Origin of the sequence: Streptomyces sp. NPDC048182 (assembly GCF_043202555.1) — a bacterium.
In the GTDB taxonomy this organism is placed as follows: domain Bacteria; phylum Actinomycetota; class Actinomycetes; order Streptomycetales; family Streptomycetaceae; genus Streptomyces.
Genome location: NZ_JBIDAQ010000002.1, coordinates 511,732 through 533,843 on the forward strand (window position 1 = coordinate 511,732; position 22,112 = coordinate 533,843).

At 71.8% G+C, this 22,112-nt stretch carries 25 protein-coding genes, 3 tRNA genes and 1 pseudogene; 11 read left to right on the forward strand and 18 right to left on the reverse strand.

The genetic code is table 11. The features are described from left to right. Positions 1-33 precede the first annotated feature (33 nt). Positions 34-534, reverse strand: coding sequence for an SSI family serine proteinase inhibitor (locus ACGFZL_RS05395; protein WP_393689429.1), 501 nt, complete (start codon positions 532-534; stop codon positions 34-36). A gap of 170 nt (positions 535-704) precedes the next feature. Here ACGFZL_RS05395 and ACGFZL_RS05400 point away from each other — a divergent pair. After that, positions 705-795, forward strand: a tRNA-Ser gene (locus ACGFZL_RS05400). A gap of 175 nt (positions 796-970) precedes the next feature. Then, positions 971-1,043, forward strand: a tRNA-Arg gene (locus tag ACGFZL_RS05405). Between the two features lie 23 nt (positions 1,044-1,066). Here ACGFZL_RS05405 and ACGFZL_RS05410 read toward each other — a convergent pair. The 3 genes from ACGFZL_RS05410 to ACGFZL_RS05420 form a co-directional block, all read right to left on the reverse strand. Further along, complete coding sequence (locus ACGFZL_RS05410; protein WP_393689432.1) at positions 1,067-1,927, reverse strand: protein kinase domain-containing protein; 861 nt, start codon at positions 1,925-1,927, stop codon at positions 1,067-1,069. A gap of 70 nt (positions 1,928-1,997) precedes the next feature. Beyond that, a complete protein-coding gene (locus ACGFZL_RS05415) occupies positions 1,998-2,441 on the reverse strand; it encodes a glycine-rich domain-containing protein (protein ID WP_393689434.1) in 444 nt (147 codons plus the stop codon). A 204-nt stretch (positions 2,442-2,645) separates the two neighbouring features. After that, a complete protein-coding gene (locus ACGFZL_RS05420; RefSeq protein ID WP_393689436.1) occupies positions 2,646-2,876 on the reverse strand; it encodes a hypothetical protein in 231 nt (76 codons plus the stop codon). A gap of 123 nt (positions 2,877-2,999) precedes the next feature. Between ACGFZL_RS05420 and ACGFZL_RS05425 the strand changes: the two are divergent. Next, positions 3,000-4,345 (forward strand): annotated as a pseudogene (locus ACGFZL_RS05425) (hypothetical protein). On the opposite strand, the gene ACGFZL_RS05430 reads toward ACGFZL_RS05425, so the two are convergent. Together ACGFZL_RS05430 and ACGFZL_RS05435 are read right to left on the reverse strand one after the other, a co-directional pair. After that, positions 4,323-4,856 carry an NUDIX hydrolase gene (locus tag ACGFZL_RS05430; protein ID WP_393689438.1) on the reverse strand — a complete coding sequence of 178 codons (534 nt, stop codon included), beginning with the start codon at positions 4,854-4,856 and terminating at the stop codon, positions 4,323-4,325. The pseudogene ACGFZL_RS05425 and the gene ACGFZL_RS05430 overlap by 23 nt on opposite strands. A gap of 143 nt (positions 4,857-4,999) precedes the next feature. Continuing rightward, positions 5,000-5,602, reverse strand: coding sequence for a hypothetical protein (locus ACGFZL_RS05435; RefSeq protein WP_393689440.1), 603 nt, complete (start codon positions 5,600-5,602; stop codon positions 5,000-5,002). 50 nt (positions 5,603-5,652) lie between these two features. On the opposite strand from ACGFZL_RS05435, the gene ACGFZL_RS05440 reads away from it, so the two are divergent. The 5 genes from ACGFZL_RS05440 (at position 5,653) to ACGFZL_RS05460 (ending at position 10,707) form a co-directional block, all read left to right on the forward strand. Further along, positions 5,653-6,522, forward strand: coding sequence for a DUF2797 domain-containing protein (locus tag ACGFZL_RS05440; RefSeq protein WP_393689612.1), 870 nt, complete (start codon positions 5,653-5,655; stop codon positions 6,520-6,522). A 28-nt stretch (positions 6,523-6,550) separates the two neighbouring features. Next, complete coding sequence (locus ACGFZL_RS05445) at positions 6,551-7,429, forward strand: amidohydrolase family protein (protein ID WP_393689442.1); 879 nt, start codon at positions 6,551-6,553, stop codon at positions 7,427-7,429. An 89-nt stretch (positions 7,430-7,518) separates the two neighbouring features. After that, positions 7,519-8,271, forward strand: coding sequence for a response regulator transcription factor (locus tag ACGFZL_RS05450; protein WP_393689444.1), 753 nt, complete (start codon positions 7,519-7,521; stop codon positions 8,269-8,271). A 61-nt stretch (positions 8,272-8,332) separates the two neighbouring features. Further along, on the forward strand, positions 8,333-9,850 hold the full coding sequence (locus ACGFZL_RS05455; RefSeq protein WP_393689446.1) for an MFS transporter: 1,518 nt from the start codon (positions 8,333-8,335) through the stop codon (positions 9,848-9,850). Positions 9,851-9,930: 80 nt separating this feature from the next. Further along, complete coding sequence (locus ACGFZL_RS05460; protein ID WP_393689448.1) at positions 9,931-10,707, forward strand: TetR/AcrR family transcriptional regulator; 777 nt, start codon at positions 9,931-9,933, stop codon at positions 10,705-10,707. Between the two features lie 9 nt (positions 10,708-10,716). Here ACGFZL_RS05460 and ACGFZL_RS05465 read toward each other — a convergent pair whose 3' ends face one another. Beyond that, entirely contained in the window at positions 10,717-11,190 is a 474-nt protein-coding gene (locus ACGFZL_RS05465) for a PPOX class F420-dependent oxidoreductase (protein ID WP_393689450.1), read from the reverse strand. Positions 11,191-11,300: 110 nt separating this feature from the next. Continuing rightward, positions 11,301-11,684, reverse strand: coding sequence for an STAS domain-containing protein (locus ACGFZL_RS05470; RefSeq protein WP_393689452.1), 384 nt, complete (start codon positions 11,682-11,684; stop codon positions 11,301-11,303). A gap of 259 nt (positions 11,685-11,943) precedes the next feature. Between ACGFZL_RS05470 and ACGFZL_RS05475 the strand changes: the two genes are divergently transcribed. Both ACGFZL_RS05475 and ACGFZL_RS05480 read left to right on the forward strand, forming a co-directional pair. Further along, positions 11,944-12,645 carry an ANTAR domain-containing protein gene (locus ACGFZL_RS05475; RefSeq protein ID WP_393689454.1) on the forward strand — a complete coding sequence of 234 codons (702 nt, stop codon included), beginning with the start codon at positions 11,944-11,946 and terminating at the stop codon, positions 12,643-12,645. A gap of 49 nt (positions 12,646-12,694) precedes the next feature. Further along, positions 12,695-13,399 (forward strand): ANTAR domain-containing protein, encoded by a 705-nt coding sequence (locus ACGFZL_RS05480; RefSeq protein WP_393689456.1) that lies wholly within the window; start codon positions 12,695-12,697, stop codon positions 13,397-13,399. Here the strand turns inward: ACGFZL_RS05480 and ACGFZL_RS05485 are convergent. From ACGFZL_RS05485 to ACGFZL_RS05495, 3 genes are all read right to left on the reverse strand, one after another. After that, positions 13,382-14,215 carry a YceI family protein gene (locus ACGFZL_RS05485; RefSeq protein ID WP_355168536.1) on the reverse strand — a complete coding sequence of 278 codons (834 nt, stop codon included), beginning with the start codon at positions 14,213-14,215 and terminating at the stop codon, positions 13,382-13,384. The two genes, ACGFZL_RS05480 and ACGFZL_RS05485, sit on opposite strands and share 18 nt — an antisense overlap. A 140-nt stretch (positions 14,216-14,355) precedes the next feature. Next, positions 14,356-16,935, reverse strand: a complete 2,580-nt coding sequence (locus ACGFZL_RS05490) for an MFS transporter (protein WP_393689459.1) — start codon at positions 16,933-16,935, stop codon at positions 14,356-14,358. Positions 16,936-16,948: 13 nt separating this feature from the next. Further along, on the reverse strand, positions 16,949-17,443 hold the full coding sequence (locus ACGFZL_RS05495; protein ID WP_355168540.1) for a MarR family transcriptional regulator: 495 nt from the start codon (positions 17,441-17,443) through the stop codon (positions 16,949-16,951). 162 nt (positions 17,444-17,605) lie between these two features. Between ACGFZL_RS05495 and ACGFZL_RS05500 the strand changes: the two genes are divergently transcribed. Then, positions 17,606-17,818: a hypothetical protein gene (locus ACGFZL_RS05500; protein ID WP_355168542.1), complete on the forward strand. Its 213-nt coding sequence runs from the start codon at positions 17,606-17,608 to the stop codon at positions 17,816-17,818. 52 nt (positions 17,819-17,870) lie between these two features. Here ACGFZL_RS05500 and ACGFZL_RS05505 read toward each other — a convergent pair whose 3' ends face one another. The 7 genes from ACGFZL_RS05505 to ACGFZL_RS05535 form a co-directional block, all read right to left on the reverse strand. Continuing rightward, complete coding sequence (locus ACGFZL_RS05505) at positions 17,871-18,797, reverse strand: RNA polymerase sigma factor SigF (protein ID WP_393689461.1); 927 nt, start codon at positions 18,795-18,797, stop codon at positions 17,871-17,873. A 284-nt stretch (positions 18,798-19,081) separates the two neighbouring features. Further along, complete coding sequence (locus ACGFZL_RS05510) at positions 19,082-19,990, reverse strand: RNA polymerase sigma factor SigF (protein ID WP_393689614.1); 909 nt, start codon at positions 19,988-19,990, stop codon at positions 19,082-19,084. A gap of 138 nt (positions 19,991-20,128) precedes the next feature. Next, on the reverse strand, positions 20,129-20,422 hold the full coding sequence (locus ACGFZL_RS05515) for a Dabb family protein (RefSeq protein WP_355168699.1): 294 nt from the start codon (positions 20,420-20,422) through the stop codon (positions 20,129-20,131). Next, positions 20,422-20,598: a hypothetical protein gene (locus ACGFZL_RS05520; protein ID WP_393689464.1), complete on the reverse strand. Its 177-nt coding sequence runs from the start codon at positions 20,596-20,598 to the stop codon at positions 20,422-20,424. The genes ACGFZL_RS05515 and ACGFZL_RS05520 overlap by 1 nt, the downstream gene beginning before the upstream one ends. 88 nt (positions 20,599-20,686) lie before the next feature. Further along, positions 20,687-20,771 (reverse strand) — tRNA-Ser (locus tag ACGFZL_RS05525). Positions 20,772-20,814: 43 nt separating this feature from the next. After that, entirely contained in the window at positions 20,815-21,309 is a 495-nt protein-coding gene (gene tadA, locus ACGFZL_RS05530) for a tRNA adenosine(34) deaminase TadA (protein ID WP_355168701.1), read from the reverse strand. Beyond that, positions 21,306-21,851, reverse strand: coding sequence for a hypothetical protein (locus ACGFZL_RS05535; protein WP_393689466.1), 546 nt, complete (start codon positions 21,849-21,851; stop codon positions 21,306-21,308). The genes tadA and ACGFZL_RS05535 overlap by 4 nt, the downstream gene beginning before the upstream one ends. Between the last annotated feature and the right edge of the window lie 261 nt (positions 21,852-22,112).

The window sequence follows — 22,112 nt, forward strand, 5'->3', positions numbered from 1 at the left end:
GCGGAACAGGTGACCGGGCTCCGTGCGCGCCGCTCACCCCCCGGAGGAGGCCCCGGGCGTGTCGCCCACGCTGCCCACCCCCGGCGCGGGCAGCAGCGGCACCATCCGATCCCACCGCCCGATCTCGCACCCGTTGCTCCGGTCGTACGTCGCGTCGACGGCCCGCCCGGCCCAGGTCCCGGTGACGTGCGCGGTGGCCGGCCCCCCGTACTGCATGGTGCACACGGCGCCCTCCGGAACCGGGCCGAAGGTGTCGACCCCCCACCGCGTGTTCCGCTCCAGCGCGTCACAGGCGCCGGCGGGGTCGGGGTGGCTCCCGCCACCGGGGTGGCAGTACAGGACATACGTCCCGTCCACCCCGCCCCCCGCGTCCCGGACGGTGACGACGAGCCGATCCCCCACGGCCGGCACCTCGGCACGGGGCCCGCCGTCGCCCTGGGCGGCGGAGGCGGCGGAGGCGCTCAGCGGAGCGAGGGAGACAACGGAGACGGCGGTGACGGCGGCGGCGAACGCGAGCCGGGTGATCTGGACCATGCCCTGCTCAACGCCGCAGCGCCCCGGACGATGCGGCACGCGCCCCGCGCGAAGCCCTTTGCCCCGCCCCCGACCTGCCTAGTACCGTGGGGGGCGATTGGTGACACCCCGCTCGACTGTGTCATCATCGGCACGCACCGCTCGCGCTCGCGCGTTCGGTGACGATGTCTGGAGGCGTCGCCTAGTCCGGTCTATGGCGCCGCACTGCTAATGCGGTTTGGGGCTTACCCCCCATCGAGGGTTCAAATCCCTCCGCCTCCGCACATGATCACGAAGCCCCGGCCCACCCGGCCGGGGCTTCGTCGTCTCCCAGCCGTTCGCCCAGCTCACAAGGGGTGCGGGGAACGGATTTCACATGGCGGCGGCGGTCATGTAGTGTTCTTCCTGTCGCCGCGAGCGGGCCGCAAGCCCCGAAAGCACAGACACAACAGAACAAGCACTCGTAGCTTAACGGATAGAGCATCTGACTACGGATCAGAAGGTTGCAGGTTCGAATCCTGCCGAGTGCACAGCAGACCAGAGGCCCCCGGGATCATCTCGGGGGCCTCTGGCGTGCTCGGCTCAGAGCCTTGCCGACCTCGTAGATCGTGGGCCTGTCTCCCGGGGCGGGGCTCAGCATGGTGTCGATCAGTTCGCCCAGCTCACCCGAGACCCTCACCGGCCGGCGCTTGCCACTCGCGATGGCTCGTCGCTGTTCGTGGCGCGGTGCGTCGTCCGGGTACTCGACGGCCCGCCAGCCGGTGGCGGAAATCAGGAGCGAGGCGCCCAGCGCATAGACGTCCGCTTCCTGGGTGGGCTCCGCCGCTCCGTTCGCGAGCACGCTGCGCGCGATCTCCGGGGCTTCGTAGTGGACGAGGCAGCCGCGGAACGGGAAGTCGTACCACTCGGGGATGTGCCCACCCCGGGCCAAGGCCAGGTCGATGAGGTGGGTGCGCTCCGGTCCAATGATGAAGTGCGCGGGTTGAACGTCGCCGTGGGCCCAGCCCTTGGCGTGCAGTTCGGCCAGTGCCTCTACGCAGCCGAGGGCCACGCTGATGTGCGGTTCAGTACGAGAGTCCGGCTCACGACAGGGCTTCCAGAGTTCGTAGAGGTCGAGCCCCTCGCGCCACGGCTGGAAGTTCCAGGTGCCCCGCTCCCACTCGCCGTACGCGAAGTCGTCGAAGCTGATCCGGTACAGCACGGCGCCTTCGCGTGCGGGGGCGAGCGCCGTCCAGGGTTGGGCGGGCCAGTCGGCCGTAGCCTCGATCGGGTATCCGACCTTCACGGCGTACTGCCCTCGATGGCTCTCAACCTCCCAGACCATGGAGCCCCGGCGATTGACGACCAGGCGCTGAGCCTTGGGCATGAGGGCATCGACCACGATGATCGGCAGTTCAGGGGGTGTCCCGGACAACGTCGCTTCTCCTTCCGGGCAACGCGGCCGACCCCGTATTGAGGTCGACCGCGCCGCTGGTGTCGTGTCGCTACGCCTGACCGTACGGGCGGCCGCAGTCCGAGTCGCACTGTGCGAGGTTGGTGCCGTCCACGGTCCAGAGGTCGTCGAAGACCATGAAACCGGCCGCCTTCATCGCGTGCGCGGAGGCCGCGACCGTCTCAGGGTCACGCCCACCACCGCCCGGCTTCGGGTTGTGGTGGAGGAAGCGGCCGGCGAACCGCTGGCACAGGTCGGCGTACTCCTTCGTGTGCAGGATGAGCGCGTGCAGACCGAGGTCCACGTCGTCCGACGGGACCATGGGGACGGTCGCGGTCGCTGCGGTGACCACCAAGGCCACCGCCTGGTCCGCGATCCGCTCGGCTCGTTCGCGGGAATGCCCGTGGTGGACCATCACGAAGTGGGTGAGGCTGTCGAACAGCTCCTCGCCCGCCACCGCGCGCCCGGTCATCTGGTCGTTCGACGTTGCCGTCATGCGAATGCTCCTCGTGTCGGCGGTGCATGGCACTTGCTGGCCGCAGCGGTCGCGCGCATCGGCGACCAGAACGCGGGCTTGAACGGCCCCGGACGGGGCGGCCGGCCTACGGGCTGACGTTGAGAGCCATGCCGATCACCAGGCCGCACGACCCGCTGATCAGGATGATGAAGAGGACTCCCGCGTACCGGCCAATGGCGCGCATCACAACCTCTTCCGGCTATTGCCGTTACGAACGGCCAGGCGTGCGCTCAGTTCCTCCCGCGCCCGCAGCGCCACGACGGTGTTCGGCATGGCATCCCACTCCCTGCCGCCACCAACGGGCCTCATCTGTACGCGGCCGCCGACCTCGCCCATGACGACGCCGATACGTCCACTGGCGGTGTCCTTCGCCAGTTCGCCGATGCCTGGTCTCGTCTGCTGGTTGCTTGCCATGCGCAGGAGCATCGCGATCCGCGGGCGACCGCTAAAAGGTCAGGGTGATTACCCAACTTGAGTAGTATCGCCGAGGGTAGGGATTCAGCGACGTTGCGTAGCCCTCGCAGTGGGGAGCCACCCATGCCCCAAGCCGACCGGCCGCAGGAGCTGCCTGCCCGGCTGCTCACCGATCCCGAGATGATCAATGCGTGTCGGGTGCGGGACTTCGCAACGGTCTTCCGGCTGGTGAAGAGCAAGGCGGGCATCTACCCCTCCATGATCGCCAGGCGTTGCGACCTGACCCCCAGCCGCGTCGAAGAAGTAATCTCAGGGCAACGTCAGTTGCAACACATGGAGGTCATCGAGCGCATCTCAGACGGGTTGCGCATTCCAGGACACCTGCTCGGGCTTGCCCGCCGAGCGTGGGAGACGCCCCACGCTCACATCGCCATGGAGCGTGAGCTACACGAGGCAACTCCGGAGCCCTCGCAGCGGGCGTTCGCGTCCCTGCCAGGCCCCGATGTGGACAGCATTTTGGCTCTGACTGCGCGAACCAGCATGAGTACCGGCACCCTTGAAGCCTTCCGTTCCTCCATCGAGGACTACTGGCGCCGAGACGATCAGCACGGGGGCGAGGCTCTGCGGCCGGCCATCGTTGGGCAGCTCCGGTACGTCGTCGGGCTTCTGAAGGAGAGCCTGACGCCGTCCGTTCAGGACGGCCTGTACGGAGTCGCAGCCGAACTGGCACGCCTCACGGGCTGGACCTACTTCGATTCCCGGCTGTACAACCAGGCCCGCGCCTACTTCACCGAAGCCCTGCGACTGGCCAAGGAGATCGACGACCGCCCCTTCATGGCCAATGTCCTTGCGTGTATGAGCTTGCAGGCCACCTACATGGACAAACCCGCCGACTCCCTGGCCCTCGTGACCGCCGCTCAGGACCAAGCCCGCTCAGAAATCGGCGCCACCCCGCGCGTTCTGTCGATGCTGGCCATGCGCGAAGCCTTTGCCCATGCCACCCTCGCCGGCCGGGACGCCACTCACCGGGCAATCGGGGCAGCGCACCGCCATTTCGAGCGGATCAAGGCGAGCGACCCGGACCCGCCGTGGGCGGCCTACTTCGATGAGCCGAAGCTCATCGTGGATACAGGCATCGCCCATGGCCAGCTTGGTGAGGCGGCGACCGCAGAACCGTTGATCGAGGATTCTCTGCGGCGAGAGGATCGCACCAACCAGCGAGGCCGCGCGTTTCACTCGTTCTGGCTGGCACGGACGCAACTGGACCAAGACAAGCTTGAGCAGGCATGCCATACGGCCACGCAAGCTCTGGAAGCCTCTTCGGCAGTGGCCTCAGAGCGAGTGTCGGGCCACATCAGGGAGTTCTATGACCAGTTGGCCCCGTACAGGCGCGAGCCCGTGGCCCTGTCCTTCGAGGCGCGGCTGAGGGAACTTCTCCCACACCGGTCAGCGGATCGTTTCATCCATGAGCAGGTACAGGAGGCCGACGAGTGATCCGCTGCTCACGATCTCACGGCGGTCGATCATTCCCCTCACTTCCGAGAGGGGGATCCACTCGATGCGGTCGGACTCGTTCTTCTCCGTGGCTGGTCCCGCATAGGTCGCGCCGTCGGCGCGGAAGACATGGTGCTGCGAGTCGGTGATGCCGTTGGCCGGCTCGGCGTAGATCAAAGGCTTGACGGGGCCTGGCCTCCAGCCCGTCTCCTCCAGCACTTCGCGGGCCGCAGCCTCTTCTGGGGTCTCGCCGTCCTCGACCAGGCCCATAGGCAGCTCCCAGGCCCACGAGTCCGTGATGAAGCGGTGCCGCCACATCATGAGGAGTTCCTGGCGATCATTGACCACGGCGGCCACGGCCAAGTGCCGGAGACGGACGACGTGGTACTCCCACCTGTCCCCGTCGGGCTGCTGGACGTCGACCAGGCACAGATTCACCCACTTGTTCGTGTAGATCCGTCGCTCACCGTGGGTCTTCCACTCCATACCTGCGACCCCTCTCGATCGGTCTTCAGGGTCTCAGACCGTGGCCGCGAAAACGTAGATTGTAGATTGCTCGCGTCATTCTGACGAGATGAGTGTGCGGACTGGCAAATTCAAGATCCCTCGTCTTCCTCGGCGGGAGGCCCTCAGAGGAAGCAGCTCCAAAAGGGGACTGTGGCTTGTGGGTTCCAGGTTTCGTCGGGCTCGTCGCGGGGCTCGTCGAACTCCCGGTGCATGTAGTCGACCAGGTCGAGGCCGTAGTAGATGAGGTCGGTCTGCCAGACCGAGAGCACCGGGTGACCGTGGGTGCCGCGGCCGGCCGGGAGGAAGCGGTGGGCGTAGACGGGGACCAGGGTCGGGGCGTTCGCGAGGTGGAGTCGGGCCGTAGTCAGGGCCGTTTCGGGGGCCGTCGGGCGCTCGCCCCAGCTCTCGTGCCAGTAGCCGCTGTGCTCCACGTCCCAGAGGACGCCCTCTGTCGGCCAGGCGAGCTGACCGCGCAGCTTCTGCGGATCGCCGTTGCGCCAGTCAGGCCATGGAGTGGCCCAGGTCTGCCCCTCCTCGGGAGGGACGTTCACCGGCAGCCCGGCGGCGAGGAACGCCCGGTGGTCGTCAGCGAACTCGAACCCGTACTCGTGCTCGATGCGCGCGAACTCGGCGTCCGACAGCCCCGGCTTGAACTCGTAGCGCCCGGTCCGCGCCAGGCGACATGCGGCTTCCCCGCCCAGGCGGGCTCCCTCGCTGGTGATCACCCTCGCACGCTAACGTCCGGACCTGGTGAGAGGCGAGGGTGAGTACACAGATGTGGCGGTGCGCGGGGCTGCGGTGGGGGGATGGGGAGGCGCCCGTGCTGGTGTGGGAGGGCGGGCGGCGTAGTCCGTTGGCGCGGGGGAAGCGGGTTGCCTTCGGGGTGGTGGAAGGGGGCGTGCGGCGGTGTGTCGGGGCGCGGGGGCATGCGTGTCCGCTGGGGGTGCCCGTGCAGGGGCGGTCGACCGGGGGGCGGTGTGAGGAGTGTGCTCGGCTCGATCGCGCCCATTCCGTCGCCGCCGACACCCTCGCCGACGATCCCCGGCCGTACCGCGTCTACCTCGCCTGGTTCGGGCCCGGCATGGTCAAGGTCGGGATCACCGGCGTGGAGCGGGGGTCCGCGCGGCTGCTGGAGCAGGGGGCCGTCTGCTTCAGCTGGCTGGGGACGGGGCCGTTGATGGCCGCGCGGCGGGCCGAGGAGGTGCTGCGGGTCGGGCTGGGGGTGCCGGATCGGATTCCTTACGGGCGGAAGCGGGGCGTGCGCGGTGCGCTGCCCGGTACGGAGGGCGAGCGGGTCGCGGAGATCGCCGAGCTGCATGCGCGGGCCGTGCGGTTGGGCGGGTGGCCGGAGGCGTTGCGGGCGGAGCCGTTCCGAGGTGTCGACCACGTCCGGGAGTTCGGGCTCGACCGGGCCGAGGCGCCCGCGTGGGAGGTGGTCGAGCTGGTCGCCGGTGGTGCCGTCGGGGGTGAGCTGGTCGCCGTCGCCGGGCCCGATCTGCATCTCGCGACCTCGCGCGGGGTCGTCGTGCTCGACACGCGGTTGATGACGGGGTGGGAGCTGGTCGCCGACCCGGGGGGTGGGGGGTGCGAGGTGCCCCTGCGGGAGTTGGGCACGGGCGGCGGCGTGCAGGACGGGTTGTTCTGAGGCCGGGGCGCGGGTGATCGTGGGCCGCATGAGCGAGGTTCAGCGGGTGCGGCGGTTCTGGGAGGGGCTCGGGCTGCCCGGGCTCGTCGACGTGCACACCCACTTCATGCCCGAGCGCGTCCTGCGCAAGGTGTGGGAGTACTTCGACGCCCTGAGCGAGCCGAAGGACGGCATCGCGTGGCCGATCACCTACCGCGCCGACGAGGACGAACGGGTCGCCCTGCTGCGGGCGTTCGGCGTGCGGGCCTTCACCGCCATGCTGTACCCGCACAAGCCCGGCATGGCCGAGTGGCTCAACGGCTGGGCCGCCGACTTCGCCCGCCGCACCCCCGACTGCCTGCACACCGCCACCCTCTTCCCCGAGCCGGGCGCCGAGGGCTGTGTCCGCCGGGCCGTCGAGTCGGGGGCCCGGGTCTTCAAGGCGCACGTGCAGGTGGGGGCGTACGACCCGGCCGACGAGCTGCTCGACCCGGTCTGGGGGCTGCTGGCCGAGGCGGGCGTCCCGGTGGTGATGCACTGCGGGTCGGGTCCTGCGCCCGGCAAGCACACCGGGCCGGGGCCCGTCGCCCGGGTGCTGGCCCGGCACCCCCGGCTGCGGCTGGTCGTCGCGCACCTCGGGCTGCCCGAGTACGAGGACTTCCTGGGCCTCGCGGAGCGGTACGGCGAGGTGCGCCTCGACACCACCATGGTGTTCACCGACTTCGGCGACCGCTTCGCGCCCTTCCCGCGCCGGGCGCTGCCCCGGCTCGCCGCGGTCGGTGACCGGGTGCTGTTGGGGACGGATTTCCCCAACATCCCGTATCCGTACGTCGAGCAGTTGCTCGCGCTCGAACGGCTGGGGTTGGGGGAGGGCTGGCTGCGGGCGGTGTGCCATGACAACGGGGCCCGGCTGTTCGGGCTGGTCTGAGCCTCCGTCCGCCGAGACACCCCCCGTTTCTCAGGGGATTCACAGCTTCGCGCAAGCCCGTTCTCACACCGCCCCGCCATCGTGCCGATATGACCACGACCGGTACGACCACGACGACCTCGCGCCCGACGACTCCTCGGCAGACCGCCGTCCGCGTACTGGTCGTGGACGCTGAGCCCTCCGTCGCCGCGCGGCTCTCCCGTGCCGTGCGTCCCGAGGGCTGGCGGCTGCGCGGCGCGGCGGACGCCGCCGGGGCCGTGCGGGCGGCGCGGGAGTTCCGGCCCGACGTCGTCGTCCTGGACATGCAGCTGCCGGACCTCGACGGCCTGAGCCTCTTCGGGCGGCTGCGCCGCGAACTGCCCGGTGTGCCGGTGCTGTTCCTGACGGGTGGGCGGTCCGCGCGCCCCGCAGGGGACCGGGTCGCCGGGCTGACCGCCGGCGGGGACGCCTGCGTCGGCAAGCCCTTCCGCACGGCGGAGGTCGTCGGCCGGCTGCACGGCCTGGTCAGCCGCGCGGGCGCCGTGACCGGTCGGCGGCCGGGGACCCTGCTCACCGTCGGCGACCTCACCCTCGACGAGGACAGCCGCGAGGTCGCCCGGGGCGGCGTCGGGATCCGGCTGACCTCCACCGAGTTCGAGCTGCTGCGCTTCCTGATGCGCCATCCGCGCCGGGTGCTGAGCAAGGCGCAGATCCTGGACCGGGTGTGGTCCCACGGCTTCGGCGGCCGGCCGGAGAACGTGGTCGAGCTGTACGTCTCCTACCTGCGCAAGAAGATCGACGCCGGCCGGGCGCCGATGATCCACACCCGGCGGGGGGCCGGGTATCTGATCAGGCCCTCCTGATCCGCGGGCGGCGGGAGGCGCTGCCTGTACGGCGTACAGGTTCAGCTATACGGTGTACGGCATGGCCCCCGGACCCCACCCGCGCCCCCACCCCCGCCGCTGGCTCATCCTCGCCGTCATCAGCCTCACCCAGCTGACGGTCGTGCTCGACAACACCGTGCTCAACGTGGCGATCCCCTCGCTCACCGCCGAGCTGCACGCCGCCACCTCCGACATCCAGTGGATGGTCAACGCCTACGCCCTCGTCCAGTCCGGCCTCCTGCTCACCGCGGGCAGCGCCGCCGACCGGTACGGCAGGAAGAAGATGCTGCTCGCCGGGCTCGTGCTGTTCGGCGCGGGCTCGCTGGCCGCGGGGCTCGCGGACGGCGTCCGGGAGCTGATCGCCGCGCGGGCCGGGATGGGGGTCGGCGGCGCGCTGCTGCTCACCACCACGCTCGCCGTCGTCATGCAGGTCTTCCCGGCCGGCGAACTGCCGAAGGCGATCGGCGTCTGGAGCGCGGTCAACGCGCTCGGGTTCGCGGGCGGCCCGCTGATCGGCGGCTTCCTGCTCGACCACTTCTGGTGGGGTGCCGTCTTCCTGGTCAACCTGCCGGTCGTGGCCCTCGGCCTGGTCGCCGTGGTGGTCCTGGTCCCCGAGTCGCGCGGCGGGCGCGGCGAACGGCCCGACCCGCTGGGCGCCGTGCTGTCGACCGTCGGCATGGGCGGCCTGGTCTACGCGATCATCTCCGGCCCCGCCCACGGCTGGACCTCCCCCCGGGTACTGCTCACCGCGGCCGGCGCCCTCGCCGTCCTCGCGCTCTTCGCGTACTGGGAGACCCGCGTCCCCCACCCCATGCTCGACCTCGACTTCTTCCGCGACCGGCGCTTCACCGGCGCGGTGGCCGGCGCCGTGCTGATCACCTTCGGCATGGGCGGCGCGCTGTTCCTGCTCACCCAGCACCTCCAGTTCGTCCTCGGCTACGGGCCCCTGGAGGCCGGCCTGCGCACCGCCCCGCTCGCCCTGTCGGTGGTGCTGCTGAACTTCACCGGGCTGTCCGCCCGCTGGCTCGCCCGGCTCGGCACGCCGCGGGCGGTGCTGCTGGGCATGGTGCTGATGTCGGCCGGCCTGGTGGCCGTCGCCACGCTGACCGGGCAGGGCTACGCCGGCACCCTGCTCGGCCTGCTGCTGATCGGCGCGGGGTGCGCGCTCGCCAACCCGGCGATGGCGCACGCCATCATGAGCGCGATACCGCCGGCCAAGGCGGGCGTCGGCGCCGGGATCAACGGCACGCTCGCGGAGTTCGGCAACGGGCTCGGGGTGGCCGTGCTCGGCGCGGTGCTCAACTCCCGGTTCGCGGCGCTGGTCCCGGTGGCGGCGGCCTCGCTGCCGGCGGCGCTGGCCGCGGCGGACGGCGCGGGCGAGCGGGGGCGGATCGTGGCCGCGTACTCCTCGGGGCTCCAGGCCAGCCAGCTGGTGGGGGCGGCGGCGGTGCTGGCCGGCGGTCTCGTCGCTGCGGCGTTGCTGCACCGGGCACAGGGGGCAGACTCGAAGACGCCGGGGGTCGCGGAGACGCCGGAGACGGAGCCGCGCCCGGTCTGACCGACCCGGCCGGCACCGGCGTGGAGCCCCACGGGCAGACCGGCGTGGAGCCGCACAGGCAACGAGAGGCAGAGGTGCGCATGGCGACGGAGGGCGGCCGACCCGGGCCCCGGGACAGCGTCTGGCTGGTCGACCGGGAGAGCCGGGAGCGGCGCGGCGGCCGGCGAGGGGGCGCGCAGCCGTCCGGCCTCGACCGGCGCCGGATCACCGAGGCCACCGTGCGGCTCCTCGACGCCGAGGGGCTGGCGAAGTTCTCCATGCGCCGCCTCGCCGCCGAGCTGGACGTCACGGCGATGTCCGTCTACTGGTACGTCGACACCAAGGACGAGCTGCTGGAGCTCGCCCTGGACGCCGTCCACGGCGAACTGCGCCTGCGCGGCCCGGAGGAGGCCGACGAGGACTGGCGCACCGAGCTGCGCGCGCTGGCCCGGGAGAACCGCGCGCTGCTGGTGCGCCACCCCTGGCTGTCCCCGCTGATCGGCGCGTACCTCAACATCGGCCCCAACGCGCTGGTCTTCGCCCGCAGGGTGCAGCGGGTGCTGCGCCGCACCGGCCTGCCCGCGCACGGCGTGACCGGCGCGATCTCCGCCGTCTTCCAGTTCGTCTACGGCTACGGGACGATCGAGGGGCACTTCCTCACCCGCGCGGCGGACACCGGGCTGAGCCCCGACGACTACTTCCGGCACGCCATGAGCGCGGTGAGCGGGACGCCCGACACCGACGGCGTCATCGAGGAGTCGCGGGATCTCATGGACGCGCGGGGCGGGGACACGGTGGGGGAGATGATGGAGCGGGACTTCGCCTTCGCCCTGGACCTGCTGGTCGCGGGGATCGAGGCGATGGTGGAGCGGGGCTGAGCGGGCGGCTCAGTCCGCGTCCCCCGTCAGCCGCGCCGGGAACCCGCCGGTGGCCACCGGGCTCCACCGCTCGGGCTCGATGCGCAGGATCGACTTGCCCTGCCGCACCATCGCCTGACGGTACTCGTCCCAGTCGGGGTGCTCCCCGGAGATGGCCCGGTAGTAGTCCACGAGCGGTTCCACCGAGTCGGGCGCGTCGATGACCTCGGCCGTGCCGTCGATCTGGACCCAGGGCCCGTCCCAGTCGTCGCTGAGCACGAGCAGGGAGACCCGGGCGTCCCGCCGGGCGTTGCGGGTCTTGGCCCGCTCGGGGTAGGTCGAGACGACGATCCGGCCCGAGCCGTCGACCCCGCAGGTCAGCGGGGAGCCCTGGGGGCCGCCGTCGCCGCGCCGGGTCAGCAGGATCGCCCGGTGCCGGGGCCGGACGAACTCCAGCAACTCTTCCAGGGAGACACGGGTGTTGGTCGCGGTACGAGGTGCCATGCCCCCACCCTAGCCCCGTAGCCCGGCCCGGCCCCGCGACCGACCCCCCACCGCCGGCCCCGCCGACCGAAGCCCCGCCACCTCCGCTGCCCGAAGCACCGCCGGCCCCGCTACCCCCGCGGCCCGAACGACATCGCCTCCCCCGGCCGCACCGCCTCCGCCAGGCTGTCGTACACCGGCACGTCCCGGCGCAGGCCGGTCAGTTCCAGGACGCGGGTCGTCACGCCCTCCGGGTCCGCCGCGACCCGCAGCCGGACCCGGCCGGGCAGGCGCAGGGCGACCTCGTCGAGGAGGCGGACGCCCTGGGAGTCCATGAAGTGCGTGGTGGTGAGGTCGAGGACGAGGGTGCGCGCGTCAGCGCGGGCCCGCACCGCCGCCATGATCAGCGGCAGCAGCCCCATGGCGTTGCAGAAATCGAGCTCCGCGGGCAGCGCGAGCACGACGCAGTCGGGCGGCGCCGCGCCCGGGTCGCTGGGATTCGGGAGGAAGGTCAAGGATTCACCTGGCAGACGTTCGTCCGGCTTCCGGCAAGGCCGCTTCCTGACCCGGCCCCCATTTCATCATGTCGGCGCCGGGCGGCGAAAGGCGCTCCACGGGTACGTCGGGCGGGCGTCACCGGCGCACAACGGAGCAGCTAGAGTGCTGACCGTCCTGTGCTCGCAGTCGGGAATGTGCTGCGGAGCTCTCCTGCGCGCGGTCGGTTGGCCGTGCACGCCGAAGAGGTTCGTGGTGGCTGCGTCCGAATTTACCGATTTGCCGCGTTTTCCGGCGGGCTTCGAGCTGGCCGAGGCCCTGACCGCCGCGGCTCGGGATCTGCACGACACGGGCACCCCGGACAACACCCTGCGCGCCGCGGCCGAGCTGGCGGTACGCCTGCTGCCCGGCGCCGAGCACGCCGGCATCTCCGAGATCGAACGCGGCAGCCGCAGTCGGACGCTCGCCTGGACCGACGAGGTGGTGCGCTCCGCCGAGACCGCGCCCGAGGACGAGGCCCGCGAGCCGCACCCGGACTGGGAGCGGCTGTGGACCACCCCGGTGGTGCGGATAGAGGACAGCGAGGCCGACGGTGCCGGCACCGCCCTCGCCGGCCTCGGCCTGCGCTCCGCGCTGTCCCTGCGGCTGCGCGCCGACCGGCGCCGGCTGACCGTGCTGACCGCCTACGCCCGCGCCCCGCGCGCCTTCGACGACGACGCCGCCCGCATCGGCCGGCTGTTCACCGAGCACGTCGGCCTCGCCCTGGACTCCACGACCGTGCGCGAGCAGCTCACCGAGGCGATGCGCACCCGGGACCTCATCGGCCAGGCCACCGGCATCCTGATGGAACGCCTGGGCATCGACGCGGCCGGCGCCTTCGAGTCCCTGGTCAGGGCCTCGCAGCGGGAGAACGTGAAACTGCGCGACCTGGCCCGCCGCCTGGTGGACGCGAACCACGCGGGAGGGAGCGCGGGGCGCTGAATAGGCCCGGCGGGGGCGTCGATGGGCGCCCACGGGTAATCCGTACCGCATGAGTTCGCAGACGCCGGACACCCTCGACCACGCCATGGCGCGCAGCGGGGGCATCGACACGCTGCTGCGCGATCTGACCGACCGTGCGGTGACGGAGGTGCCCGGCGCCGCCGCGTGCTCGCTGACGGTGCGCCGCGGCGCGCGGCTGATGACGCTGGCGGGCAGCACGGGGCTGCCCAGCGGCCTGGACCTCAGGCAGTACGAGAACGGCGCGGGCCCCTGCGTGGACGCCGCCGACACCGGATGCGAGCAGTACGCGCCCGACCTGGTCACCGAGACCCGCTGGCCGGCGTACACGCAGTACGCGCTGACCACGGGGGTGCGCTGCGTGCTGGCGCTGCCGCTGGCCGTGGAGGGCGGGGCGGGCGCCGCCGTCAACCTCTACGGCCTGGAGCCCGGTTCCCTGTCCGGCGCGCACGAGGCGGCCCGGTCCTTCGCGGACCGGGTCGCCGGCGCCGTCAACGAGGCCCTGCGCATCGAGCGGCAGCGTGCCTCGACGGCGGACGTGCGCACCGCCCTGATCTCCCGCAGCATCATCGACCAGGCGATCGGCATCCTGATGGCGCGCGAGCGCATCGACGCCCAGGACGCGATGGAGCGGCTGCGCCGCGTCTCGCAGGACTCCAACATCAAGCTGCGGGACCTGTGCCAGGACCTGGTGGCCCAGGTCACCGCGAAGGGCGGCTCACGCGGCGGGGAGTGAGTCCCCCTGCACCGCCTGGATGTCCAGCTCCACCCGCAGGGTCGTGCCGATGGCGGCGATGCCGGCCTGGAGGACCTGGTTGTAGTTCATGGCGAAGTCCTCGCGCCGCAGCTCGGTGGTGGCCCGGAAGGCCGCCCGGGTGCCGCCCCAGGGGTCGGCGCCGGTGCCGAGGTAGGCGAGGTCCAGGTCGACCTGGCGGAGCACGCCGTGCAGGCCCAGCTCGCCGTGGACGGTCCAGCGGTCGGAGCCCGGCGCCTGGGTGACGCCGGTGGACCGGAAGGTGATCTCCGGGTACCGCTCGACGTCCAGGAAGTCCGCCGAGCGCAGGTGCGTGTCGCGCATGCCGTTGCCGGTGTCGACGGAGGCCGCCTTGATGACCGCCTCCACCCGGGACTTGGCGACGTCGTCCGGCGCGATCTCCACCAGGCCGGCGAACTCCGTGAACCGGCCGTGCACGCTGGAGATGCCCAGGTGCTGGGCGACCGCGGCGACGCTGGAGTGCGCCGGGTCGATGGTCCACGGCCCCGGCGGCGGCAGCTCGGTGCCGCCCTGGCGGGCCAGCGTCACCGTACCGACCTCGGCCCGGCCGCTCGCGGTGACGAGCGCGCTGGAGGCGGCGGGCGCGTAGCCCACGGCGGTGACGATGACGGTGTACGCCCCCGGCGCCAGCGGTGTCGCGTCCCGCACCGCGCCCTCGGCGTCGGCCTCGGCGCGCAGCACCTGCGCGCCGGTCATGTCGGTCACCGTGACGACGGCGTGCGAGACGGCCCAGCCGTCCCGGGTGCGGATCCTCGCGGTCAGTCCGGTCAGTCCCATCCCGTTTTCTCCCTGCAAAGACTCGAACTCAGAAAATGGTCGTGAGGCCGTGAACGAGACCGGCCCGTGGCGGTGGCGCGCCTCCGCTCAGAGCGCGCGGGCCGCCACGGGCCGGGGTTCTCGGTGGTCGGGCTACGCCGTCACTCGCCGGGGTGGGCGAGGTCGATGTCGTGCCCGTCGACGCCCTGGCCGGTCACCGTCAGGGCGGTGGCCACCGGCGGGTAGCCGGTCGCGATGACGGTGTACTCGCCGGCGTCCAGGTCGGTGAAGGCGTACGCCCCGTCCGTCCCGGTGGTGGCGCTGCCGACCACGTTGCCGGCCTGGTCGACCAGCGTCACGCGGGCGTCGGCCAGCGGACCGTGCGGCGCGCGCACCGCGCCCTGGACCTGCGCGCCCGACTGGAGGTCGACCTCGACCCGGGTGACCCCGGTGCCGCCCACCTCGACGGGCAGCGCGCGCGGCCGGTAGCCGGCGGCGTTGACCGCGACGGTCACGGTGCCGGGCACCAGCTCGGCGAGGGCGAACTCGCCCTGCTCACCGGTGGCGGCGGTGGCCAGCAGGTCCCCGCGCACATCGGTGACGATGACCATCGCGTCCTTCACCGGCAGCCCGTTCTCCGCGGCGCGCACCAGGCCGGTCAGCCCGCTGGTGCCGCTGAGCAGGATGTCGAAGGCGACCGGCTCGTCGCCGACGACGACCGTGGACGCCTGCGGCTGGAAGCCGTCGGCGGAGGCGATCAGGACGTACGACCCGGTGCCGGGCGCGTCGACCGCGTAGGAGCCGTCGGCCTGGGCGACCGAGCGGCCCAGCTGCCGGCCGCCGAGCGAGATCAGCGTGACGGCGGCCTGCGGGACCGGGGCGGACTCGGCGCCGCGGACGAAGCCGCGCACCGCGATGCCGCCGGGGAGCGGGGCCGTGTCACCGGCGCCGGTGCTCGCGACCGCACCGAGCCGCTGGGTCGCGGTGTCGGTGCCCTGCGCCGGGCCGGCGGCCACGGCGGCCGGGACCGGCTCGGCGACGGGCGCCGGGGCCTGCGCCTGGGCCATGCCCTGCGCCGGGGTCTGCGCCTCGGCGACCGTCGGCGTGGCGGCCGGGTCGGTCACCGGGGCCTCGCCCTCGGCGGACTGGGCCAGCGCGCCCTTGGTGCGCAGCGGGACCTCCTTGATGAACAGGGTGATCACGAAGGCGAGGGCGGCGAGGCAGCCGGCGATCAGGAAGACGTCGGCGATGCCGTGCCCGTAGGCGCTCTCCATCAGGTTCCGGATCGGGGCCGGCAGCTTGTCCATGTCCGGGATGGTGTCCGTGGAACCGGAGCCGGCCATCGCGGCCTGGTACTTCGGGTCGAGGGCGGCGACGCCGTCCTTGACGTAGTCGGTGATCTTGTGGGACATCACCGCGCCGAGCGCCGAGACGCCGACCGCACCGCCGAGGGAGCGGAAGAAGGTCACCGTGGAGCTGGCCGAGCCGAGGTCGGAGGGGGCCACCTGGTTCTGCGTGGCGAGCACCAGGTTCTGCATCATCATGCCGATGCCGAGACCCAGCAGGGCCATGAAGATGGCCATCTTCCAGTAGTCCGTGTCGTACCGGATGCCGCCGAGCAGCAGCAGGCCGGCCGTGACCAGGACGCCGCCGCTGACCAGCCACGCCTTCCAGCGCCCGGTGCGGGTGATGAACTGGCCGGAGACGGTCGAGGAGACGAACAGGCCGCCGATCATCGGGATGGTCATGACGCCCGACATGGTCGGGGACTTGTCCCGGGCCAGCTGGAAGTACTGGCTGAAGAAGACGGTGCCGGAGAACATAGCGATGCCGACGAAGAGCGAGGCCAGCGAGGCCAGCGTGATCGTGCGGTTCTTGAACAGGCGCAGCGGGATGATCGGCTCGCTCGCCTTGGACTCGACCAGGACGAAGAGCAGGCCGAGGACGATCGAGCCGCCGACCATCGCGTAGGTCTGCCAGGAGACCCAGTCGTACTTGTCACCGGCGAAGGTGACCCAGACGAGCAGCAGGGAGACGGCGGCGGCGATGAGGGTCGCGCCGCCCCAGTCGACCTTGACGTCCCGCTTGACCACGGGCAGGTGCAGGGTCTTCTGCAGGACGATCAGGGCGATGATCGCGAAGGGCACGCCGACGTAGAAGCACCAGCGCCAGCCCAGCCACGAGGTGTCGGTGATGACACCGCCGAGCAGCGGGCCGCCGACGGTGGCGACGGCGAAGGTGGCGCCGAGGTAGCCGGAGTACCGGCCGCGCTCGCGCGGGGAGATCATCGCGGCCATCACGATCTGCGCCAGGGCGGAGAGGCCGCCGACGCCGATGCCCTGGAACACCCGGAAGGTGATGAGCATGCCCGGGTTCTGCGACAGGCCGGCCGCCATGGAGGCGACCACGTAGATGACCAGGGCTATCTGGACGAGCGCCTTCTTGCTGTACAGGTCGGCGAGCTTGCCCCACAGGGGGGTGGCCGCGGTCATCGACAGCAGGGCGGCGGTGACGACCCAGGTGTAGGCGGACTGGCCGCCGCCGAGGTCGCCGATGATGTGCGGCAGGGCGTTGGAGACGATCGTGGACGACAGGATCGCCACGAACATGCCGAGCAGCAGCCCGGACAGGGCCTCCATGATCTGCCGGTGCGTCATCGGGGCGTCGCCGTGGGAGCCGCCGTGGGAGCCTCCCCCGTGCTTGGCGTGGGCCCGCACACCGGCTGGTGTGGTCGTTGCCATGGGCTTCCTTTTCTTACGTGCTTGCGGGTGTACGGGTGGTCTCTTCGAACACGGGAGTGGGCGGCCGGAGCGGCGCCGAGCGGCAGTCGCCGAAGGACGCGCGCAGGCGGGTCATCAGCCCGATCAGCTGGCCGACCTCGTCGTCGGTCCAGTCCGCGAGGCGCTCGGCGAGCAGCCGCGTGGTCCGGCGGGACAGCTCGTCGACCTGCTCCAGGCCCTCGGCCGTCAGGCGCAGGATGCGCGAGCGCTTGTCCGCGGGGTCCGGGTGCCGCTCGATCCAGCCGCGGGCGGCGACGTGTGCGACGTGCCGGCTGGTCACGGACATGTCCACGGCGAGCAGCTCCGCGAGCCTGCTCATGCGCATGTCGCCGTGGCGGCCGAGCAGGGTCAGCACGGCCGCGGAGCCGGCCGGGCAGTCGGGCGGCAGGATCCGCCCCATGTCCCGCTTCACGGCTCCGACGGCGCTGAGCTGACGGGCCAGCTCCTCGAACTGCGCCTGCTCGGCCATCCCACCTCCCGTATTCGTTGCTTAGGGCAACCATAAGACTGCTTGGTTGCTGAAGGCAAACAAACGGAGGGCCGGCGGCGCAAAAAGTTAGTAAAGGCAAGTAACGGGTGCCGTGGGCCCCGCACTTGGGCGGGGCCCGTGGATTCGCTAGGGTCTCGGGGCATGACTGACAACCAGGGCCCCCAGGGCAACTACGACCCCGCCGGCAGCACCCAGATGTTCCGCGCGTTCGTGGACGAGGGCGCCCCGCAGTCCCCGCGGGCGGCGGCGGCCGCCTCGTCCCCCGCCTCCTCCGGGCCGCGCGTCGGCCTGATCATCGGCGTCGTCGTCGCCGTGGTGATCGTCGCGGCGGTGGCCTGGCTGGCGCTGAAGTAGCACGCGCGGGCAGGCCACCGGGGAGGCGGCGCGGGGGTCCGGTTCGGTCGGCTCAGTCGGAGATGAGGCCCTCGCGCAGCTGGGACAGCGTGCGGGTGAGCAGCCGGGAGACGTGCATCTGCGAGATGCCGACCTCCTCGCCGATCTGCGACTGGGTCATGTTGGCGAAGAAGCGCAGCATGATGATCCGCCGCTCCCGGGGCGGCAGCTTGGCAAGGAGCGGCTTGAGGGACTCGCGGTACTCCACGCCCTCCAGGGCCGTGTCCTCGTAGCCGAGCCGGTCCGCGAGCGAGCCCTCGCCGCCGTCGTCCTCCGGGGCCGGGGAGTCCAGCGAGGAGGCGGTGTAGGCGTTGCCGACCGCGAGGCCGTCGACCACGTCCTCCTCGGAGACGCCGAGCACGGCGGCCAGCTCGGCGACGGTCGGGGAGCGGTCCAGCTTCTGCGACAGCTCGTCGCTCGCCTTGGTCAGCGCCAGGCGCAGCTCCTGGAGGCGGCGCGGGACCCGCACCGACCAGGAGGTGTCCCGGAAGAACCGCTTGATCTCGCCCACGACCGTCGGCATCGCGAAGGTCGGGAACTCCACCCCGCGCTCGCAGTCGAAGCGGTCGATCGCCTTGATCAGGCCGATGGTGCCGACCTGGACGATGTCCTCCATCGGCTCGTTGCGCGAGCGGAAGCGGGCGGCGGCGTAGCGCACCAGCGGGAGGTTCAGCTCGATGAGGGTGTCGCGGACGTAGCCGCGCTCGGGGCTGTCCTCGCCGAGCGTGGCGAGCCGCAGGAACAGGGAGCGGGACAGGGTGCGGGTGTCGATGACCCCCGGGGCCGCCATGGCCTCCGCCGCCGGGGCGGCGGGCTGGGCCGGGACGGCCTCGAGCGTCGGGATGTCGTCGATGACGGTGCCGAGCGCGTCGAGCGCCTCGGACGCGGTCTCGCTCTCCGCGAGCGCGAGCACCTTCGAGCTGCCCTGGTCTGCGGACATGCCACCCCCTTTGGGTCGCGGGACGGTCGTGGCTCGCGTCCCCCATGTCGGGAACGCAGCCTTCACCTGAATTACCGGAACCGGGGCTCCGGCAAACGCGCTTCCGGCAGAATGTCACATGTCGGCAACGCGCTGTAGTGACTTGTCGACATGTGAGACACGAAAACCCCCTGGAAGAAGGGGGTGTGACGTTCCTTCAGGTCGCGCCGGCCCGCAACATCCCAGGTGAGCGATTCGCTCTCCGAGGTGACCGCTCGCTCGTGTTTTCGCTTCCCGGGCCGCGCTCAGGCGTCGATGCGGTTCGCGGATCTCAGCCGCTGGAAGCTGCGCGCCAGGAGCCGGGAGACGTGCATCTGGGAGACGCCCAGCTCGGCGCTGATCTGCGACTGGGTGAGGTTGCTGTAGTAGCGGAGCAGCAGGATGCGCTGCTCGCGCTCGGGGAGCTGGACGAGGAGGTGGCGGACCAGGTCGCGGTGCTCGACGCCGTCGAGCGCGGGGTCCTCGTAACCGAGCCGGTCGAGCAGCCCGGGCAGCCCGTCGCCCTCCTGGGCGGCCTCCAGGGAGGTGGCGTGGTACGAGCGCCCCGCCTCGATGCAGCTCAGCACCTCCTCCTCGGTGATGCGCAGCCGCTCGGCGATCTCGGCGGTCGTGGGGGAGCGCCCGAACGCCGTCGTCAGGTCCTCGGTCGCGCTGTTGACCTGCACCCACAGCTCGTGCAGCCGGCGCGGTACGTGCACGGTGCGGACGTTGTCGCGGAAGTACCGCTTGATCTCGCCGACCACGGTGGGCATCGCGAAGGTCGGGAACTGCACGCCCCGGTCCGGGTCGAAGCGGTCGATGGCGTTGATCAGGCCGATGGTGCCGACCTGGACGACGTCCTCCATCGGCTCGTTGCGGGAGCGGAAGCGGGCGGCGGCGTAGCGCACCAGCGGGAGGTTGGCCTCGATGAGCGCCGCGCGCACCCGGTCGTGCTCCGGCGTGCCCGGCGTGAGCCCCTTGAGCCGGCCGAAGAGCACCTGGGTGAGGGCCCGGGTGTCGGCGCCCCGGCTGCTGCGCTGGGGCGCGGCCTGAGGGGGCGCGGCCTGAGGGGGCGCGGCCTGGGCCGGTGCAGCTTGGGCGGGTGGTGCTTGCGGAGGGGTACTGGCTGCCGGCACGGTCAACTCCACCTCGTGGTCCGTCCCCTCAGCCGTCAGTGCACCCGTCAATTCATCCGTCAAAAGCGGTCATAGCATCACAAGACATGTGCACTGTGTGCAAGCACCCCATAACGCCGTGTTGGGGATTGTTGAGGATGATTTGTCCGTTTCCGGGGATTACGGCGGCTCCAGCCGTCAGACCTCGTAGTCGGCGATCACCCAGGTGGCGAACTCGCGCCACAGGCCGACGCCGGCCTGGTGGGCGGGGTGCTCCAGGTAGCGGGTGAGGGCGTCGGCGTCGTCGACGGCCGAGTTGATGGCGAAGTCGTAGGCGATGGGCCGGTCGCTGATGTTCCAGGCGCACTCCCAGAACCGCAGCTCCTCGATCTGCCCGCCGAGCGCCCGGAACGCGGCCACGCCCCGCTCGACGCGCGGGTCGTCGCGCTCGACGCCCTCGTTCAGCTTGAAGAGCACCAGGTGGCGGATCATCATTTTCCTCCGTTGGCGGCCCAGGTCATGAAGTCGCCCACGGCGCCCGCCGCGTCGGAGATCCCCTGGAAACCTATCTGTACGTAGTCGGCGGCCTTGGCCGGGTCCGTGATGATCACGTACAGCGCGAAGACCACGAGTACGTAGACGGCGACCTTCTTCGTGTTCACCGCCACCGCGGCCTCCCCTGTCCCACCGATGCCTGCCTGTCGGTCGGACATGATCGCACGAAGGGCCCCGTCTCTCGACGGGGCCCTTCTCAAGCGGTAGCGGAGGGATTTGAACCCTCGGTGACTTGCGCCACACTCGCTTTCGAGGCGAGCTCCTTCGGCCGCTCGGACACGCTACCGAGGGAGACCTTACAGCACGCTCCAGCGTGCCTGGAAATCGGTTCAGCGGTCGCGGAAGAAGGCCGTGAGCTGCCGGGCGCACTCCTCGGCGAGGACGCCCTCGATCACCTCGGGGCGGTGGTTGAGGCGGCGGTCGCGGACGACGTCCCAGAGGGAGCCGGCCGCGCCCGCCTTGTCGTCCCGGGCGCCGTAGACGACCCGGTCGACCCGGGCTAGGACCAGCGCGCCCGCGCACATCGTGCACGGCTCCAGGGTGACGGCGAGGGTGCAGCCGGCCAGCCGCCAGGTGCCGAGCGCCGCGGCGGCCCGCCGCAGTGCCAGCACCTCGGCGTGGGCGGTCGGGTCGCCGGTGGCCTCGCGTTCGTTGTGCCCGGTGGCGAGGACGGTGCGGCCGTCCGGGCCGAGCACGACGGCGCCGACGGGGACGTCCCCGCCGGGCACGGCCCGCCCGGCCTCGGCCAGGGCGAGCCGTACGGCGTCCCGCCAGGGGTCGCGGACGGGGTCGGGCGGGCTGATGGCGTCGGGCGGCTCGCTCAGCGGACGGTCTCCAGGACGTCGGAGGCGCCGAGGGCCTCGGCGATCTCGCCGACGGCGTCGCCGGACAGCGCGCGCAGCTCCTTCTCGGTCACGCCGAGGTCGTCCAGGACCTCGGCGTCGCCGACCGGGCCGTGCGGCACGGCGGAGTCGGCGGTGCCGGTGCCCGCGCCGCCGCCCTCCTCGTCGTCGGCGTCCTCGTCCGGTTCGCCGTCCTCGGTGCCGTCGAGGTCGAGGGCGTCGAGGTCGTCGTCCCCGTCGGGGTCGCGGCCGAGCAGTTCGTCGGTGAGCAGGATCTCCCCGTAGCTGCTGCGGGCGGCCGCGGCGGCGTCGGAGACGTAGATGCGCGGGTCGTCCTCGCCGTCCAGGCGGACGACGCCGAACCACGCGTCCTCCTGTTCGATCAGCACGAGCACCGTGTCGTCGTCCGTGGATGCCTCCCGGGCCAGGTCGGCCAGGTCCGAGAGGGTCTCCACATCGTCGAGTTCCGTGTCGCTCGCTTTCCACCCGTCTTCGGTGCGCGCGAGCAGTGCGGCGAAGTACACCGTGACTCTCCCACTGGTCCTAGGTGTGCCGGTTGGGGGTCCCCCCGGCGGAGGCTGCGGGCGGGGGAGCGCGGTGCGCCGAGCCCCACCCACTCGGAATCGTGGCAGAAACGAGGCGCACAGGGGACGTCTTCCGCGCCCTGTGTCCGGCACTTTCGCCCGCGTTCGTCGCCGCCACGTCCGGATCGTACGCGCCTTCGCACGCCACCCGCGTCCGCCGGTGGGCGTGCCGCGCCCGGCTGTCACCTGGGGGGCGTCCCG

What these genes read in the sequence shown, in the direction of transcription:
- ACGFZL_RS05395 (WP_393689429.1), bottom strand. Translation starts at nt 534, where the DNA reads ATGGTCCAGATCACCCGGCTCGCGTTCGCCGCCGCCGTCACCGCCGTC.
- ACGFZL_RS05415 (WP_393689434.1), bottom strand. Translation starts at nt 2,441, where the DNA reads ATGACGGCAACGTCGAACGACCAGATGACCGGGCGCGCGGTGGCGGGC.
- ACGFZL_RS05420 (WP_393689436.1), bottom strand. Translation starts at nt 2,876, where the DNA reads ATGGCAAGCAACCAGCAGACGAGACCAGGCATCGGCGAACTGGCGAAG.
- ACGFZL_RS05430 (WP_393689438.1), bottom strand. Translation starts at nt 4,856, where the DNA reads ATGGAGTGGAAGACCCACGGTGAGCGACGGATCTACACGAACAAGTGG.
- ACGFZL_RS05440 (WP_393689612.1), top strand. Translation starts at nt 5,653, where the DNA reads ATGTGGCGGTGCGCGGGGCTGCGGTGGGGGGATGGGGAGGCGCCCGTG.
- ACGFZL_RS05445 (WP_393689442.1), top strand. Translation starts at nt 6,551, where the DNA reads ATGAGCGAGGTTCAGCGGGTGCGGCGGTTCTGGGAGGGGCTCGGGCTG.
- ACGFZL_RS05450 (WP_393689444.1), top strand. Translation starts at nt 7,519, where the DNA reads ATGACCACGACCGGTACGACCACGACGACCTCGCGCCCGACGACTCCT.
- ACGFZL_RS05455 (WP_393689446.1), top strand. Translation starts at nt 8,333, where the DNA reads ATGGCCCCCGGACCCCACCCGCGCCCCCACCCCCGCCGCTGGCTCATC.
- ACGFZL_RS05460 (WP_393689448.1), top strand. Translation starts at nt 9,931, where the DNA reads ATGGCGACGGAGGGCGGCCGACCCGGGCCCCGGGACAGCGTCTGGCTG.
- ACGFZL_RS05465 (WP_393689450.1), bottom strand. Translation starts at nt 11,190, where the DNA reads ATGGCACCTCGTACCGCGACCAACACCCGTGTCTCCCTGGAAGAGTTG.
- ACGFZL_RS05480 (WP_393689456.1), top strand. Translation starts at nt 12,695, where the DNA reads ATGAGTTCGCAGACGCCGGACACCCTCGACCACGCCATGGCGCGCAGC.
- ACGFZL_RS05485 (WP_355168536.1), bottom strand. Translation starts at nt 14,215, where the DNA reads ATGGGACTGACCGGACTGACCGCGAGGATCCGCACCCGGGACGGCTGG.
- ACGFZL_RS05490 (WP_393689459.1), bottom strand. Translation starts at nt 16,935, where the DNA reads ATGGCAACGACCACACCAGCCGGTGTGCGGGCCCACGCCAAGCACGGG.
- ACGFZL_RS05495 (WP_355168540.1), bottom strand. Translation starts at nt 17,443, where the DNA reads ATGGCCGAGCAGGCGCAGTTCGAGGAGCTGGCCCGTCAGCTCAGCGCC.
- ACGFZL_RS05500 (WP_355168542.1), top strand. Translation starts at nt 17,606, where the DNA reads ATGACTGACAACCAGGGCCCCCAGGGCAACTACGACCCCGCCGGCAGC.
- ACGFZL_RS05505 (WP_393689461.1), bottom strand. Translation starts at nt 18,797, where the DNA reads ATGTCCGCAGACCAGGGCAGCTCGAAGGTGCTCGCGCTCGCGGAGAGC.
- ACGFZL_RS05515 (WP_355168699.1), bottom strand. Translation starts at nt 20,422, where the DNA reads ATGATCCGCCACCTGGTGCTCTTCAAGCTGAACGAGGGCGTCGAGCGC.